Source organism: Paenibacillus sp. LHD-117, assembly GCF_030929555.1.
In the GTDB taxonomy this organism is placed as follows: Bacteria; Bacillota; Bacilli; order Paenibacillales; family Paenibacillaceae; genus Pristimantibacillus.
In genome coordinates this window covers 90,144-105,955 of the sequence record NZ_JAVFVT010000003.1, presented here as the reverse complement: position 1 = coordinate 105,955, position 15,812 = coordinate 90,144, and the positions used below count along the sequence as shown (strand labels likewise).

Genomic DNA, 15,812 nt, shown 5'->3' with positions numbered 1-15,812 from the left:
GAGGCTCCGATGCCCGCGCTGCCGTTACTTCGCCTCGTACCAATTATCGCCGTAACTCACGTCCGCCTTGAGCGGCACGTCCAGCTTCAGCGCGCCGGACATGACGTCCGGAAGCAGCTGCTTCATGAGCTCCAGCTCGTCCGGCGGCACCTCGAACACCAATTCGTCATGCACCTGCAGCAGCATGCGGCTCTTTAGCCCGCGCTCGCGCAATGCTTCGTCCATCTGTACCATGGCCAGCTTGATGATATCGGCGGCCGTTCCCTGGATCGGCGTGTTCATGGCCGTCCGCTCGGCGAACGAACGCAAATTGAAGTTCGACGCGTTGATCTCCGGCAAATATCTTCGGCGGTCCTGCAGCGTCGTCACGTAGCCGTCGCGCTTCGCTTGAGCGACGATATCATCCATGTACTTGCGAACGCCCTTGAACACGTGGAAATATTGTTCGATGAACGCCGCGGCATCCTTCCGCGTGATGCCAAGGTTCTGCGACAGGCCGAAGTCGCTGATGCCGTACACGATGCCGAAGTTAACTGCCTTCGCGGAACGCCTCATATTGGCGTCTACCTGATCAGCCGTCACGCCGAACACGTCCATTGCCGTTTTCGTATGAATGTCCATGTCGTGGATGAACGCTTCCTTCAGGTTGTCGTCGCCGGATATATGCGCGAGCACCCGAAGCTCGATCTGCGAGTAGTCCGCCGCAAGAATCGTCCAGCCCGGCTCGGACGGTACGAACGCTTTGCGAATCTGGCGCCCCTCTTCCATACGGATCGGTATGTTTTGCAGGTTCGGGAATTGGCTGCTCAAGCGCCCCGTCGCCGCGATCGTCTGGCGGTAATACGTATGCACCTTGCCCGTCTCCTCGCGAATCTCCTTAAGCAGTCCCTCCACATACGTCGACTGGAGCTTGGACAGTTGGCGGAAGTGGAGAATGAGCGGAATGATCTCGTGGTAAGGCGCGAGCTCCTCCAGCACCTCGGCGTCGGTCGAATAGCCGGTTTTCGTTTTTTTCTTCGCGGGCAAACCGAGCTTCTCGAACAGGATCTCTCCAAGCTGCTTCGGCGAGCTGATGTTAAATTCCGTGCCTGCTTTCGAGTAGATGTCGGCCATGATCGTGGTGAGCTGCGATTCCAGGCTTTTGCCCAGCTTCTCCAGCTCTTCCCTCTCGACCTTGATGCCTTGATGCTCCATGCCCGCAAGCACGCGAGACAACGGCTGCTCCAGGTCAAAATAAAGGTTGCTCATACCGGTGCGCGACAGCTCCTCGGTGACGACCGGCACGAGACGCCTGACCGCGTCCGCCTTCAGGGCAAGATGGCGATACAGCGCTTCGCCGTCCGGCACCTTGAACTTCGCGCCTTTGCCATAGACGGCTTCGTCCGAAGGAACGCCCGACTGCCCTAGACGCTCGTTGATCGCGCTAAGCGACAGCTGCGTATCCGTCGGGTTGAGCAAATAGGCAGCGAGCTGCACGTCGCACGCCGCGCCTCCAAGCGTGAGACCGGACCAACGAAGCGCCAGCTCTGACTTGTGCATGTCGAAGCCGTATTTGGGACGGTCCTCCGCCGCGAGCCAATCGCGCAATCCGGCCGCGTAGGATCCGGTTACTGCATTCTGCGGCAGCACGAACACTTCGTCCTCCAGCGCGACGGATATGCCGAGCAGCTCCGCGTGATGCGGATTCTCGCCGATGGCTTCGATATAGAGGCCGTGCTTGTCCGACGATTCCAGCCGAGAGAGCAGCCGATCGATCGAATCGGCATCCGCTTCGGAAGCGACGACGGTCACCTTCAGCTCGGCAGCCGCGGCTCTCGCTTCCGACTCCGTCGCGCCGCTGTCCGAGCCCAGCTCCAGGCGCTCCAGCAGCGACTTGAACTCGAGCTTGCGCAAGCTGTCGCCGAGCTTCTCGTTGTCGTACCCGTCCCAGCGCAGCTCATCCGTATCCCGATCTAGCGGCACCTCGCGGAAGATCGTCGCCAGCTTCTTGCTCATGACGGCATCGTCCTTGTGGTTTTCGATGTTCTCCTTGAGCTTGCCCTTCAGCTTGTCCAAGTTGTCCAGCACGTTCTCCACGCTGCCGTAATCGTGAAGCAGCTTAAGCGCCGTCTTCTCGCCTACGCCGGGCACGCCCGGAATATTATCCGACGTATCGCCCATGAGACCCTTCAAATCGATGATCTGAAGCGGCTCCAGCCCGTATCGCTCGCCGATCGCTTCCGGCGTGTAGATATCCACGTCGCTGACGCCCTTGCGCGTCACCGCCACGGTTACGCCCGTCGATGCCAGCTGCAGCATATCTTTGTCGCCCGTCACGACGATCGTTTGCACGCCTCGTTCGTCGGCCTGCTTCGTCAGCGTGCCGATAATATCGTCCGCTTCATAGCCGGACAACTCGAACTGCGAGATATTAAACGCGGAGATCAGTTCCTTCAGAACCGGGAATTGCTCCGACAGCTCTGGCGGCGTCTTCTGCCTGCCGCCCTTGTATTCGGTATATCCTTCGTGGCGGAACGTCACCTTGCCCGCGTCGAACGCGACGAGTACATGCGTGGGCTTATGCTCTTCCAGCATTTTCAGCAGCATCGTCGTGAAGCCGAATACGGCGTTCGTATGCTGCCCGGCGGAATTCGTGAGCGGCGGCAAAGCGAAGAACGCCCGGTAGGCGATGCTGTTGCCATCGATTAACATCCATTTATCCATAGGAACGATACGCACCTTCTTCCATCCATCGATAGTTATTCTACTTCCTATCATACCACAAAATGGGCTTTCCCCAAGCATCCGCAGTCAGCATGAAGACAGCGATGCCGGAAGGAAAGCCCATCTCCCTTATCCGTTCTCCTTCGGGAACGGCTCCGGCCGCCCGATCAAATAACCCTGGGCATAATGGACGCCCATCTCACCCAATTTACGAAGTTCCTCCTCGCTCTCAATGCCTTCCGCAATTAACGACACCCCCATCTTGCCGCCGATATCGATCAGCGTTCCCATGACATGCTCTTTCATTTCGTTCTGATGAATGCCTTGAACAATCGACCGATCCACCTTCAGAAAGTCCGGATTCAGCTCCACGATCGATTGCAGCGACGAATACCCGGCGCCCACATCGTCGATCGCGATTTGATAGCCCTGATTGCGATAATGCTGCAGCGCCTTCTTCACGGCCGGATAATCCGCAATCGCACTCCGTTCGGTAATTTCGAAAACGACATGATGCGGCGACAGACGATGCTGCTCCAGCAAGCTGATCGTCTCGCCGGGCGAGAAGCCGGGATCCTCCATAATTTGGGCCATCACGTTAATGAACAGCTTCTGCCCTTCCTTCAGCTTGACGCAGCCGTCGATCGCGAGCCCTCGCGCCACCCGGTCAAGCGCGTACACCTGGCCTTCCTTCTCGGCAAAATCAAACAAGTCGAGCGGCCCGTCGAACAAGCTGCGGTCCTTCAGCCTGGTCAGCGCCTCGTAACCGAATATCTCTCCGCCCCGCAGCGACACGATGGGTTGATAAACAGGATACAACGTTCTTTCGGCCACGATCCGGCTGAATGCCCTGCGCTTGATGCTGCGCTCCAGATTGATGTCCGATTGGCCTTGCAGAATGGCGTTTTTGACCGCTTCGTACCAATAACTTTCGTTGTCCCACTCGCCTTGCGATTCGGTCACGGATACGCCTGCGCGCAGGTTGCCGCACGCAACGCCGTGTTTCTCCAAGAAACGTTGCTCCCACTGGCCTTTGACGTCAAGCGCGAGCTCCATCAACCAGTTCTCCAGCGCATGGCGTTTGCCTAACGGAAGTTTGATCGAAATAAATAAATCGTTATTCCGCCAATGCAAGGCGGTCTGCAGGAGACTCGCATGGAAGATCCGTTCCGCTTCGCATTCCGCGAACGACCTCCAGCTCGTGCTCAAGTCGGGCTGGGCATAGAGCAATCCCTCGTAGCCATGGCCCTTCCAAGAATCCCACGACATGTAGATGACGCCCAAATTACTGCCGTCCAATTCCAACTTCCGGTTATGTATCCAATCTTCAATCATGCGTCGCTCGATCACGTTTGCTCTCGTCCCTCTCCTGATGCGCTCCATCCAACTGCTCCATGACATACACGCTTCCGCTAGTCGCTTTCGCTTTTTTCTTCAGTCTTGCCGCCGTTCTGGAAATATCCCCCGGCGAGATCGGCACCCGAACGTCCCAAATCATAAGCGACAGCGACAAGGTGACGCCTTCCTGCGCGATTAGGTTGCCATGCCGATCCTCGACCGTCTTGACCTCGCTTCCTCCGTAGAACGGCTGCACCCGCTCGTCGAACAGTTCGATCAACTTTTGGCAGGCTGCTTCCGCAAGACCCGGATCCAGGATGGCAATAAAGTCGTCGCCGCCGATATGGCCGATAAAAGCGCGCTCATCCGCACCGTCCTTGAACGCGGAAGTCATGAGCCCAGCTAAGGTCCGAATCAGCTCGTCGCCGAGGCTGAAACCGAAGCAGTCGTTAAACCACTTGAAATAATCCAGATCCGCGTAAACGATCGCGGTCGGTTTCCTTGCCCCTATCCGTCGCTGCAGCTCGAATTGAATGCCTTCGTTTCCCGGAAGACCGGTAAGCGGATTCGCCGTGCGCGCTTCCTCCGTCCGCATCGTCGTGATGCATTCCAGAATATCCCGGATCGAAGTTGCCCCCGCCATGCTGCCGGCTCTCGTGATGATAACGATGTCGTACAGCCTGGAGAAATTTCTGGCCATCGCCAGCTGCGATACCTGTTCCACCGGCATATTCTCATCCACGATCAGCGGCTGGTTATCCATGATTCTATCGACAGGCCGGTTCCAATACAGCGGCAAGCCGTATTGGCCGGCCAGCAATTGGTACAGCTTCTCTTTCATGAGCAGCCCGACCGGCTCGCTGTCCTTCACGATCACGACGCCGTATGCTTTCGGGTCCGTATCGAACAAATACGCGACTTCCGAGACGCGGGCATGGAATTGGAACTGCTGGATCGGCGCCGCGAGCCTCCCAATCGGAATGGCGCCCATGCCGGAATCCATCCGGCTCGGTTCGATCGCAGCCTCCGCCGTCGCAGCTTGCACCTCGATTGTCTCCATAAGACTGTAATCGTGACGATCCACCTCTTCGGCGTGAACATAATAGGCGCTTTGCTCCATCGCTTCGAGCATTCCGTGGAACACGACAGATTCGGTCGATTGATGAGGGTCCGGGACCGCGTATGCCAGCCCGATATGCAACCAGCCGATTTGACCTGACGCTTCGCGTTCCTTCGCTTCGGCCGCCTGCATATGTGCCGCCGCAAGACGCTCCCGTAGCGACTGGGAAGCCTGCTCGGTCGTCCGCCTAATATCCGATCCTTTTTTGTTTCCGCCCATAAAAAACAAATAATCCTGTCCGAGCTTCTGTCTCCAGAACATGCCCCGCTGCTCCTTCTCCCACCGCGCAAGCGCCTTCTCGGCTTCCGCGTTCGGCAAATGGACCCGAAGGAACAAAACGGCGATTTCGCCGAACCGCCACATTTCTTTAATTTTTTTGATCAATTCTCGATTCAAAAGACCGAAGCCTATCTCGCCCATACGAATCCCCTTTGATCAAGCCGTGTCATTCGGCATGCGCCGTTTGCAGGTTCAGTTAGGCTAACCATAACAAAAGAATGTGAATTCCAATGCATGGTAACGTAAACTTTCGGTAAAATTCGACAAACTCGCGATCATACAAAAAAAGACTCCGCCGAGCAAGAAGTGCTTGCTCGGCGAAGTCTATTTTTTATGCGTTAAGATCAGGTCTGCTTCCCGTTACTAGATAGACGACGCTTTCGCCGATATTCGTGGCATGGTCGCCGAAACGCTCCAAATACCGTCCGACGAAGCTAAGCAACGACGCTTGCGTAATATTCCGCGGATTTTCCATCATCATGAGGGAAAGCTCTCTCGTGATTTGACCGTACAAGGCATCGACCTGATCATCGTCTTTCGCCATTTTGTAAGCCAAGTCCACGTTCTCATGGATAAAGGATTGGATCGATTCGTACGTCATCGTCTGAATGATTTCAGCCATGCGCGGCAAATCGATCAGCGGCTTGATAAGTTGTTGTCCCTCCAGACGAAGAACGACTTTGGCCACGTCAAGAGCCAAGTCTCCCATCCGCTCCAGATCGCTTGCAATCCGGAACGCGGATAAAATTCGTCTGAGATCTTTGGCGACGGGCTGTTGCGTAGCGATCAGTTTTGCTCCAATTTCCATCACTTTATCTTCCATTGCGTTGAGCTGCGGGTCTGCGCTTATGACGATACGAGCACGGTCCGCGTCGACGGATTTTAAAGCTTCCATGGATTCTACTAGCGCGTTCTCTACGAAATTGCCCATTTCTACCAACAAATTATGAAGCTGTTCCAATCCTTGATCGAATTCTTTCCGCTTTGTCATCATTATGGTTAAATCCTCCCGTTCGTTTGGAAACCGTTATTTGTATTAGCCGAAACGACCGCTAATGTAATCTTCCGTGCGTTGATCCGTAGGATTCGAGAACAATTTCTCCGTATCGGAATATTCGACGACCTCGCCGTTCAAGAAAAATACCGTCTGATTGGAAACCCGGGCTGCCTGATGCATGTTATGCGTAACCATCACGATGGTATATTTATCTTTTAGTTCTTGGGCAAGCTCTTCGATCTTGAGCGTCGAGATCGGATCCAGCGCCGAAGTTGCTTCGTCCATGAGCAGGATATCCGGGTTAACGGCAAGCGCCCGAGCGATGCACAGACGTTGCTGCTGGCCGCCGGAGATGCTTAAAGCGGAACGTTTCAGATGATCCTTGACTTCATCCCAAAGCGCGGCGGAGCGCAAGCTGTTCTCTACGATTTCGTCCAATTGTTTACGATTCGTAATGCCGTGAAGCCTCGGTCCGTAAGCGACATTGTCATAAATGGATTTCGGGAACGGATTGGGCTGCTGGAATACCATGCCTACTTTCTTGCGAAGCGTCTCTACGTCGACTTCGCCGGAATAGATTTCCGTGCCGCCTATGCTGAGTCCTCCCTCGATGCGCGTACCTGGAATCATGTCGTTCATCCGGTTCAACGTTCGGAGCAATGTCGACTTTCCGCATCCGGATGGGCCGATGAAAGCCGTAATGGCTTTTTCCGGTATCGTTAGCGTGACGTCCTTCAGGGCATGGAATGTTCCGTAGTACAGGTTCAATTTCTCTATATTAATCAAGGTTGTCATTTAGATTCCCTCCGTCTTCTGGATTACACATTTTTCTGATACTTGTTGCGAAGCAGGATGGCCGAGAAGTTCATTAACAGAAGCAGCACAAGCAAGACGATGATCCCGCTGGCGGCAAGCTCCTTGAACTCCGGCTGAGGCTTGGACAGCCAGTTATATACCTGTATCGGAATAACGGTGAAGGAATCTCTCAGACCTTCCGGAAGGAATGCGACATAAGTCAATGCGCCAATCATGACGAGCGGAGCCGTTTCTCCGATCGCCCGGGACATGGCAAGAATGACGCCTGTCAGGATGCCCGGAATAGCCGATGGCAGCACGGATCTGGATACGGTCTGCCACTTCGTAGCACCTAACGCGAACGATGCGTCTCGTCTCGATTTCGGCACCGCGCGAATCGCTTCCTGGGCGGACACGATAATAATCGGCAATACGAGCAGCGTCATGGTCAGAGCCCCCGCGATCAAGCTTCTATCCAAGGCCATCAGCCTAACGAATAAAGCCAGACCTAATATGCCGTATACGATGGAAGGTACGCCGGCGAGCGTACTGATGTTCAATTGGATAAGACGCGTAAACCTATTTTTTGATGCATATTCTTCAAGATAAATAGCTGCCCCGACTCCGAAAATAAAAGAGATCGGCGCCATAAGCAAAAGCATGTAAATCGTGCCGACAAGCGCGGATTTCATGCCTGAACCTTCCGCTTTGCGGGATGGGAACTGCGTGAACAGATCCGGCTGAAGACGGACGATGCCGTCCATCAAAATATCGATTAGCAATGCGCATAAAGCAACTACGCCGATGGAAGTCGCGATGACGAACAAAATATGCAAAGCAAAATCCATTCTTCTGCGGCCTGCAATTTGGGCGCGATTCGCGTCTTGGAAGATATTCATATTAGTATTCCTCCCTGAATCGTCTCGCTATATACTGGGCAAGAATATTAAGCAGGAAAGTAATGACGAACAAGGTCATACCGACTGCAAAAATGGAGCCGTACTCCACGGAGCCGTGAGGCGTATCGCCCAAGCTTACTTGCACAATATAGGCGGTCATCGTCTGGATGCTTTCAAGCGGATTGGCGGTCAGGTTCGGCGTCGAACCGGCAGCCAGCGTCACGATCATGGTTTCGCCGATCGCGCGCGAGAAGGCTAGAACTGCGGATGCTACGATGCCCGAGAAGGCGGCTGGAACGACAATCTTCAGTGCGACTTCAAAGCGCGTTGCGCCCAAGGCGTAAGCTCCGTCGCGCAATGTTCTAGGAACCGCGGACATCGCGTCTTCGCTAAGCGAGCTGACCATCGGAATAATCATGATGCCAACGACAATCCCCGCGCTCAAGGCATTGAATATGCCCGTTCCGTTGAATACGGTTTGAATGATCGGAGTGACTACGCTCAGCGCGAAGTAGCCATATACGATCGTCGGAACGCCGGCCAACACCTCAAGAATGGGTTTAATGACTTTACGTACGGACTTCGGTGCGTATTCGGACAAATAAATCGCGCTTGCAAGCCCGATCGGGACCGCAACAAGACAAGCGATTACGGTAATCAACATCGTGCCGCCAAGCAAAGGCAGAATTCCGAAGCTAGTCGGCGGGATTAGCGGCGACCACTTGGTGCCGAATAAGAAATCGAATATAGGTATCGTTTTAAAGAATTGGTAGGTTTCGGTAGCAAGGGTTACTACGATTCCGATCGTCGTTAATACGGACACAATGGCGCACAGAAACAGGAGTACGGGCATCACTTTATTCATCATGCTTACTCGCTCGTTTTTGAACGGATTGTGTTTTTTCGGTTCGGCTGTTGCCTTATCTTTCGTTGTCAAAGCATTGCTCGGCATGCGGCTGCCTCCCTCTTACGTTTACAATTCGTTAACATACTCGGCGCGAAAAATGTGATGTCCCACGAGACACCACATTTTCGTCACCCAGTGTAGTTACGCGTATCTCTTTGCTTCGAATCTTATTGGATCTTAGCTGCTTCTTCCGTGTACTTCTCGTCCGGAAGGGCTACGTAACCAACTTCGCCAGCCATCGAACCAATGTTAGCAATGTAGAATTTAACGAATTCCTTCACCTCAGGACGCTCAAGCTCTTTGTTGTTCGCGTAGATGAAGAGCGGACGGGACAGTGGAGCATACGTGCTGTCCTTGATCGTGTCGTACGTTGGTTCGATCGGGCCGTTGCCGCCGTCGATTGGAACGACTTTCAATTTGTCAGCATTTTCTTCGTAGTAAGCAAAACCGAAGTAGCCGATGCCGAATTTGCTGCCGGATACGCCTGTAACCAATGTGTTGTCGTCTTCGCTGAACGTGATCATGTCATTGCGGATGCCCGCTTTGTCAAGGATGGCTTCGTTGAAGTAGTCGTAAGTGCCGGAATCGGCACCTGGCGAGAACATAACGATTTCTTCTGCCGGCCAAGTGTCGCGAACGTCTTTCCAAGTTTTAACCGTGCTGCCTGTCACGAAGATCTTGTTCAGCTCTTCGACAGTCAGGTGGTCGATAAAGTCGTTATCTTTGCTGACTACAACGGACAATCCGTCATAAGCTACGGACAATTCCGTGTACTCGATGCCTGCAGTTTTGCAATCTTCAGCTTCTTCGTCTTTGATCGGACGGGAAGCGTCGGCAATCGCGATTTCGCCTGCGCAGAATTGTTTGAAACCGCCGCCCGTGCCGGATACGCCGACAGGAACGCGAACGTCTTTATGTTCTTTGCCGAATTCTTCAGCAGCTGCTTCAGTCAGCGGGAACACTGTGCTGGAACCGTCTACTTTGATTTCTCCGGACAATTTAACTGCTGGCTCTTCTGTAGGTGCGTCGGTTGCAGGCGCGTTTGTCGCTGTATTGTTGCCGCCGTTTGCACCCGTGTTTGTTCCACTGTTTGCATTGTTGCCGCATGCTGCCGTGAATACCAGCAATGCCGCCATCGCCAATGTTACGATCCCCTTGATACCCTTGCTCTTTACCAACTCTACCACTCCTCTAATTAATTTCTAACAGCTGCTCTTCACATGTTCTATACTACTAATCGATTGTTAATGCGGTATTCCCGTTTTGTAAACTGCGTGTTAAAAAATTCGGCTGTTTTGCTCTATCGATTTACATGAAGCTTCGGTGAAGGTCCCCGATATCGCGAGAGACTTGAAGCGACTGCTCGTAGGCCTGCCGCGACTGTTCGCCGATATGTTTCGCGCTGGCGCGATTATCGGCAGCTACATGGAATAATGAATTAAATGCGCCTTCGGCTTCTTTCACGAAAGATTCGCTGGATATCGTGGCCGAACGGCCGTTATGGACAAGCTCCGCGTTTTGGGCGATCGCCTTTAAGATGGATTCCGTAATGGACGAGATCTGGACGGCCGACTTCTTCGTTTGGCTGGCAAGATTCATGACCTCGGAAGCAACGACGGCAAATCCTTTGCCGTGATCGCCTGCTCTTGCCGCTTCTATTGAAGCGTTAATCGCGAGCAGGTTGCTTTGTTCGGCTAGTTCTTTAATTAATTTGGATACGCCGCCGATTGCGCCCGCTTCCTTCTGCAGCTCCTGCATGCGTTGTTCTTGCTGCTCCGAATTGGATGCAAGATCATCGAATGCCTCTCTCACTTTGTCCAACTCGTTTTTGCCCGACAACGTAAGATCCACCATCTCCAGAGACATTTTTTCGCCGCCATTGGTCGAAGCGAGAACATCGGATACCGCTTTTTCGATTTCTTTGACGCGCTTCCCGACCGTTTCGATGGTCTGCAGCTGCGACATCATGGATTCTTGCTGCAGGTCTCGAGATAATTGAAGCAAATCCGCCATCGTCATAATGCCCGATAACTTGCCTCTAGTCGTAACAATGACGCAATCGTATAATTTTTCCCCTTCTCTTGTCAGAGCCAAATCGATTAGCGCTTGAGGAGACATATTGTCATCGACAATTAGAGGTTCCTCGTTTGCCAGCTTAATGGCAGGCTTGTCATAAAAAAGATCCGCGCTAAATCGCTGACCCAGCTTGTAATAAAAGCGGTTGCGCATCGCGAGGCCGATCGGAATTGATTTGATGTCCGTAATGACGATACACTCGCACTCGGAGTTTCTTTTGAAAATGGACAACATTTCTCTGCAGCTCATTGCTGCTTCCGCGATGGGCGCTTCTCTCAAGTAGTCGCGAATCATAAGACTGCTGGACACCGACTTCAACTCGTCTCCCTGTCTCCCCATGACTTCGCTTGCATCTGCCGCTCTGTTCTCCGATTTCTCCGCCGTAATAACTGACACTTTCTCACATCCTTTTCCATGGCAATCGTTTCTATCTACCCACTACTATAGGCCCAATTCATCATCCTCGTTTCAAAGAAGTGTAAACGTAGTGTAAAATGTCGAACGAGTAGATGTCTTGTAGTCGTTTTCCTTCGCTATATTGATGCGCATTATGATAAACTGATATGCATGGAACGTTAATTATCGGAGGATGAAAGCATGAACGCCAAACAATTGATGTTGGACACCATAGATAACAAGGCGGATATCTTCCGCGCCATCTCGCGCGAGATCGGCAATCGGCCAGAGCTTGGGCATGAGGAGGTATTCGCCTCCGGATTGTTATGCGAAGAGCTGGAACGGCAAGGCTTCCGCATCGAGCGCGGCGTGCTGGGGATTGAAACCGCCTTCTTGGCCGTATACGATACGAGCAAGCCAGGTCCCGTCGTCGCGTTCCTATGCGAATACGACGCGCTTGAAGGACTGGGCCACGCTTGCGGGCATCACCTGATCTGCTCCATGAGCGCGGCGGCGGCCGTCGGGCTGAAGGAAGTTGCGGGAAGCTTCGGAGGGACGATCCGCGTGTACGGCACGCCGGCGGAGGAGACGAAAGGCGCGAAGGTGCCAATGGCCGCAGCCGGACTGTTCGACGATTGCGACATCGCGCTGATGGCCCATCCCTACCACAGCTTCGAGCGCTCCGGCCAATCGCTGGCGCTCGATGCGATCCGGTTCGAATACTTCGGCGTTGCCGCGCATGCCGCGGCTAGCCCGCATGAAGGCGTGAACGCGCTGGATGCGGTGCTTGCGCTCTTCGGCAGCGTGAACGCGCTGCGCCAGCAGACCCGGAGCGACGCCCGCATTCACGGCATCATCGACAACGGCGGCAAGGCGCCGAATATTATTCCCGACTATGCGTCGGCGAAGTTTTACGTACGATCCGGGACCAGAGCTTACACGAACGAGCTGGCCGCCAAGGTGCTGAAGTGCGCGGAAGCGGCCGCTCTTGCGACCGGCTGCACGCTTCGCGTCGGCAACTATGAGTATTCGTACGACGAGCTGATGACGAACGAGACGCTGTCGGCCGTGTTCATGAATAATCTTCGGGAGGCGGGCATCCCTCCGGAAGAGATCGAGAACGGCAAGGACCATGGCTCCTTAGACCTCGGCAACGTATCGGTCCGCTGCCCGGCGATCCACCCTTACGTGAAGATCGTCGAAGAGCGGTTCATGCTCCATTCGGAAGCGTTTCGCGACGCGGCCATGACGGAGAAGGCACTGGACCGGATGATCTTCGGGGCCAAGATGCTCGCAGCGACAGCCTACGACGTGTTGGCGGACGGCAAGCTTCTCGCAGGCATCAAGGACGAATTCCGGCGGCAGAGCGAGGCCACGGCAAAATGACGCACGAGAACACGCATCTGATCACCCAAACCTGCCTGCTTGCCGGCAAGATCATCCTACAGAACGGCGGCGAGACGTACCGCGTGGAAGATACGATGGTCCGGATCGCGGCCGCTTTCGGCATCGAGCAATCCCATAGCTTCGTGACGCCAACCGGGCTGATCTTCGCGATCGACGGCGCGTCTCAGGTGACGAGGCTGATCCGGATCTCGGAGCGAAACACCAACCTCAGCAAAGTGGCCATGGTAAACGATATTTCCAGGCGAATATGCAGCGGGCGATTGGAGCCGGGGGAAGCTTATCGCCTACTGAAGGAATTGGATGCCGTCAAGCATGAATATCCGACCGGTCTAAAGGTTTTGGCGGCGGCCATCGCAAGCGGCTGTTTCCTCATCATGTTCCAGGGAAGCTGGCAAGACTTCCTCCCCGTCTTTGTGACAGGCGGACTCGGTTTTTTATTTTTCCAATTCGTGCACCGGATCGTACCGATCAAGTTTTTCGCCGAGTTTCTGACCGCGCTCCTGATCGGCACCATGTCGGTCTTGGCTGTCAAGCTCGGCGCCGGTCACGATCTGGACAAAATCATCATCGGCTCTGTCATGCCGCTTGTGCCCGGCCTTCATATTACGAACGCCGTGCGCGACCTGATGGCCGGCCACCTCGTATCCGGGCTGTCCAAGGGCGCCGAGGCGTTCCTAACCGCTTTCGCCGTTGGTTCCGGCATCGCGGCCATTCTTTCCATCTTTTATTAGGAGCTCGATCTCGTCATGGATATTTTCTCGCAGCTCGTTACGAGCTTCGTCTCATCCGCCTTGTTCGGATTCATATTCAACTCGCCGACTCGGCTGCTCGTCCACTGCGGCTTTGTCGGCATGGCCGGCTGGATGGTTTATTACGCCGGCATAGAGCTGGGACTGGACGTCATACCAGCGACGCTGATCGCCGCGTTCTTGGTCACCGTCATTAGCCAGCTTTTCGCCAAGCTTTACAAAACGCCGATCATCATCTTCAGCGTAGCGGGCATCATCCCGCTCGTGCCAGGCGGCCTCGCTTACGACGCAATGAGGCATGTCGTCGAAGATCAATACGATACCGCCGTGCAGCTCGCCGTGAAGGCGTTCATGATTTCGGGCGCGATCGCGATCGGCCTTATTTTCTCCGAAGTCATCAACCAAATCATACGGCGAACGGCACGCTGACAAGACGGGAGGTCGGAACGATGGACGCATTTAACGAGAAAGTCCGATACGAGAATCCGCTGTTGTCGGTGCGAATATTCCAGACTCAGAGGTACATGTCGGGGTATACGAATTGGCATTACCATAAGCAGCTGGAGCTGCTGCTCGTCTTGAAGGGCAATCTGGACGTTTATTTGGAGCAGGACAGCTACCACCTCGGCCCCGGCGACTTGGTCGTCATCGGCGCGTCCGAGCTGCATCGCGACAAAAGCGCCAAGGATCTTGATTACATCGTGCTTCAGTTCGACCTGGAGCAGTTCTTCGACCATAGCTCCATTCCGTATATCCGTTATTTCTCGGCGACGCATGCGCCGCTTAGCAAAGCGAATTATATTTTTGAGGAAAATGCGGAGGTAAAAGCGGAGATCGCGAGCTGCATCAGCCGGATTTTGGAGGAAGCGACGAACAAGACGACGGGGTACGAGCTTGCGGCAAGCATTCTGATCAAAAAAATATTGCTCCTGCTGCTCAGGAACGATACGCGCAAAATGCTCGTCGAGCAGGACAACTTCGATAAGGTGCGCCTGAAGCCGGTGCTCGATTACGTGGAGAACCATTTGACCGATCGGATCCAAGTCGAGGAAGTATGCAAGATTGCCAATATGAGCTATTACTACTTCGTCAAATATTTCAAAAAAACGATCGGCCTTTCCTTCACCGAATACGTCAATTACCGGAAGGTCAAGTGGGCGGAACGTATTCTGCTTACCAAGGATCTGAGCATCTCCGAGGTTGGCGAGAAGATCGGCATGCCGAATATGGCCCATTTCTATAAGATGTTCAAGAAATACAACGACTGCTCCCCGAAACAATTCCAGCGCAAGATGTCGACGTGGCAACGCCAATAAAGGTTTGCGAAACCTCGCTATTCTTCGAGGAAAACAAAAAAAGCTCGTAACCCCTATAGTTTAGGGCTTGCGAGCTTTTTTGGCATGACTAGCTTATAACCGACGCCTCGGATCGATTCGATCTGCACCGACTGCTGCCCGAGCTCCAGCTTCTTGCGAAGCGAGCTGACGTGCACGTCGACCGTCCGTTGACCGCCGATGTAATCGAAGCCCCACACGACGTTCATCAGATCGTCGCGCGTAATGACCATTCCCGGCCGCTGCACGAGATAGAGCAGCACCTCGAACTCCTTCGGGCGGAGCGGTATCGGCTCGCCGTTCACGACCACTTCGTACTTCTCCGGGTAAATCGACAATTCGCCGACCGTAATCACCTTCTCGTTCGATACGACGGGAGCCGGCTCATCCTGCTGGGTCCTACGCAATACGGCCGATACGCGGGCGAGAAGCTCCGCCACGCCGAACGGCTTCGTAATATAGTCGTCCGCTCCGTGCTTCAGCCCCTGGACAACCTCTTCTTCCGCGTTGCGCGCGGTCAAGATAATAACGGGAGTGCGAACGCCATGCTGGCGCAACCGGCTAAGCACTTCGAAGCCGTTCATGCCGGGTAACATAATATCCAAGATGATCAAGTCAAAGCTACGCTGAAGCGCCGTCTGCAGCCCTTCGCTGCCATGGTCGATAACGGTCGTCTCGTAGCCTTCTTGGGTCAAATTGTATGACAATAACCTTGCTAATGTCGGTTCGTCTTCAATGACGAGCACTTTGTGCGACATGTCGACCTCCAACCTAACCCGGCACGCGGCGGCATAATGCCTCGCGTTGCATAA

At 54.1% G+C, this 15,812-nt stretch carries 14 protein-coding genes; 4 read left to right on the top strand and 10 right to left on the bottom strand.

All coding sequences use genetic code 11. The annotated features are described in order from the left end of the window. Positions 1–24: 24 nt before the first annotated feature. From polA to RB620_RS02895, 9 genes are all read right to left on the bottom strand, one after another. Positions 25–2,703: a DNA polymerase I gene (gene polA, locus RB620_RS02935; protein WP_308092023.1), complete on the bottom strand. Its 2,679-nt coding sequence runs from the start codon at positions 2,701–2,703 to the stop codon at positions 25–27. A gap of 129 nt (positions 2,704–2,832) precedes the next feature. Beyond that, complete coding sequence (locus RB620_RS02930; protein ID WP_308092022.1) at positions 2,833–4,086, bottom strand: EAL domain-containing protein; 1,254 nt, start codon at positions 4,084–4,086, stop codon at positions 2,833–2,835. Then, positions 4,031–5,581 (bottom strand): GGDEF domain-containing protein, encoded by a 1,551-nt coding sequence (locus RB620_RS02925; RefSeq protein WP_308092021.1) that lies wholly within the window; start codon positions 5,579–5,581, stop codon positions 4,031–4,033. Before RB620_RS02925 ends, RB620_RS02930 begins: the two co-directional genes overlap by 56 nt. A 190-nt stretch (positions 5,582–5,771) precedes the next feature. Further along, positions 5,772–6,431 carry a phosphate signaling complex protein PhoU gene (phoU, locus tag RB620_RS02920; protein WP_308092155.1) on the bottom strand — a complete coding sequence of 220 codons (660 nt, stop codon included), beginning with the start codon at positions 6,429–6,431 and terminating at the stop codon, positions 5,772–5,774. 45 nt (positions 6,432–6,476) lie between these two features. Further along, positions 6,477–7,232: a phosphate ABC transporter ATP-binding protein PstB gene (gene pstB / locus RB620_RS02915; RefSeq protein WP_308092020.1), complete on the bottom strand. Its 756-nt coding sequence runs from the start codon at positions 7,230–7,232 to the stop codon at positions 6,477–6,479. A 23-nt stretch (positions 7,233–7,255) separates the two neighbouring features. After that, positions 7,256–8,131 (bottom strand): phosphate ABC transporter permease PstA, encoded by an 876-nt coding sequence (gene pstA / locus RB620_RS02910; protein WP_308092019.1) that lies wholly within the window; start codon positions 8,129–8,131, stop codon positions 7,256–7,258. A gap of 1 nt (position 8,132) precedes the next feature. Next, the gene (gene pstC, locus RB620_RS02905) at positions 8,133–8,999 is read right to left on the bottom strand and encodes a phosphate ABC transporter permease subunit PstC (RefSeq protein WP_308092154.1); all 867 of its coding nucleotides are present in this window, start codon (positions 8,997–8,999) and stop codon (positions 8,133–8,135) included. A 206-nt stretch (positions 9,000–9,205) separates the two neighbouring features. After that, entirely contained in the window at positions 9,206–10,216 is a 1,011-nt protein-coding gene (locus tag RB620_RS02900; RefSeq protein WP_308092018.1) for a PstS family phosphate ABC transporter substrate-binding protein, read from the bottom strand. A 130-nt stretch (positions 10,217–10,346) separates the two neighbouring features. Next, on the bottom strand, positions 10,347–11,510 hold the full coding sequence (locus tag RB620_RS02895; RefSeq protein WP_308092017.1) for a methyl-accepting chemotaxis protein: 1,164 nt from the start codon (positions 11,508–11,510) through the stop codon (positions 10,347–10,349). Positions 11,511–11,711: 201 nt separating this feature from the next. Here RB620_RS02895 and RB620_RS02890 point away from each other — a divergent pair, with 201 nt between their 5' ends. Genes RB620_RS02890 through RB620_RS02875 form a run of 4 tightly spaced genes read left to right on the top strand, consistent with a single transcriptional unit; the run spans position 11,712 to position 14,982 of the window. Continuing rightward, positions 11,712–12,896, top strand: coding sequence for a M20 family metallopeptidase (locus RB620_RS02890; RefSeq protein ID WP_308092016.1), 1,185 nt, complete (start codon positions 11,712–11,714; stop codon positions 12,894–12,896). Further along, entirely contained in the window at positions 12,893–13,648 is a 756-nt protein-coding gene (locus RB620_RS02885; protein WP_308092015.1) for a threonine/serine exporter family protein, read from the top strand. The genes RB620_RS02890 and RB620_RS02885 overlap by 4 nt, the downstream gene beginning before the upstream one ends. A 15-nt stretch (positions 13,649–13,663) precedes the next feature. Then, a complete protein-coding gene (locus tag RB620_RS02880; protein WP_308092014.1) occupies positions 13,664–14,095 on the top strand; it encodes a threonine/serine exporter family protein in 432 nt (143 codons plus the stop codon). A 20-nt stretch (positions 14,096–14,115) separates the two neighbouring features. Further along, positions 14,116–14,982 carry an AraC family transcriptional regulator gene (locus RB620_RS02875; protein WP_308092013.1) on the top strand — a complete coding sequence of 289 codons (867 nt, stop codon included), beginning with the start codon at positions 14,116–14,118 and terminating at the stop codon, positions 14,980–14,982. A 53-nt stretch (positions 14,983–15,035) separates the two neighbouring features. Here the strand turns inward: RB620_RS02875 and RB620_RS02870 are convergent, their stop codons facing one another. Next, positions 15,036–15,758 carry a response regulator transcription factor gene (locus RB620_RS02870; RefSeq protein WP_308092012.1) on the bottom strand — a complete coding sequence of 241 codons (723 nt, stop codon included), beginning with the start codon at positions 15,756–15,758 and terminating at the stop codon, positions 15,036–15,038. Positions 15,759–15,812 lie beyond the last annotated feature (54 nt).

Bases quoted from the DNA above. Each gene is read 5' to 3' on its own strand.
- polA (WP_308092023.1), bottom strand. From the start codon at position 2,703: ATGGATAAATGGATGTTAATCGATGGCAACAGCATCGCCTACCGGGCG.
- RB620_RS02930 (WP_308092022.1), bottom strand. From the start codon at position 4,086: ATGGAGCGCATCAGGAGAGGGACGAGAGCAAACGTGATCGAGCGACGC.
- RB620_RS02925 (WP_308092021.1), bottom strand. From the start codon at position 5,581: ATGGGCGAGATAGGCTTCGGTCTTTTGAATCGAGAATTGATCAAAAAA.
- phoU (WP_308092155.1), bottom strand. From the start codon at position 6,431: ATGACAAAGCGGAAAGAATTCGATCAAGGATTGGAACAGCTTCATAAT.
- pstB (WP_308092020.1), bottom strand. From the start codon at position 7,232: ATGACAACCTTGATTAATATAGAGAAATTGAACCTGTACTACGGAACA.
- pstA (WP_308092019.1), bottom strand. From the start codon at position 8,131: ATGAATATCTTCCAAGACGCGAATCGCGCCCAAATTGCAGGCCGCAGA.
- pstC (WP_308092154.1), bottom strand. From the start codon at position 8,999: ATGATGAATAAAGTGATGCCCGTACTCCTGTTTCTGTGCGCCATTGTG.
- RB620_RS02890 (WP_308092016.1), top strand. From the start codon at position 11,712: ATGAACGCCAAACAATTGATGTTGGACACCATAGATAACAAGGCGGAT.
- RB620_RS02885 (WP_308092015.1), top strand. From the start codon at position 12,893: ATGACGCACGAGAACACGCATCTGATCACCCAAACCTGCCTGCTTGCC.
- RB620_RS02880 (WP_308092014.1), top strand. From the start codon at position 13,664: ATGGATATTTTCTCGCAGCTCGTTACGAGCTTCGTCTCATCCGCCTTG.
- RB620_RS02875 (WP_308092013.1), top strand. From the start codon at position 14,116: ATGGACGCATTTAACGAGAAAGTCCGATACGAGAATCCGCTGTTGTCG.
- RB620_RS02870 (WP_308092012.1), bottom strand. From the start codon at position 15,758: ATGTCGCACAAAGTGCTCGTCATTGAAGACGAACCGACATTAGCAAGG.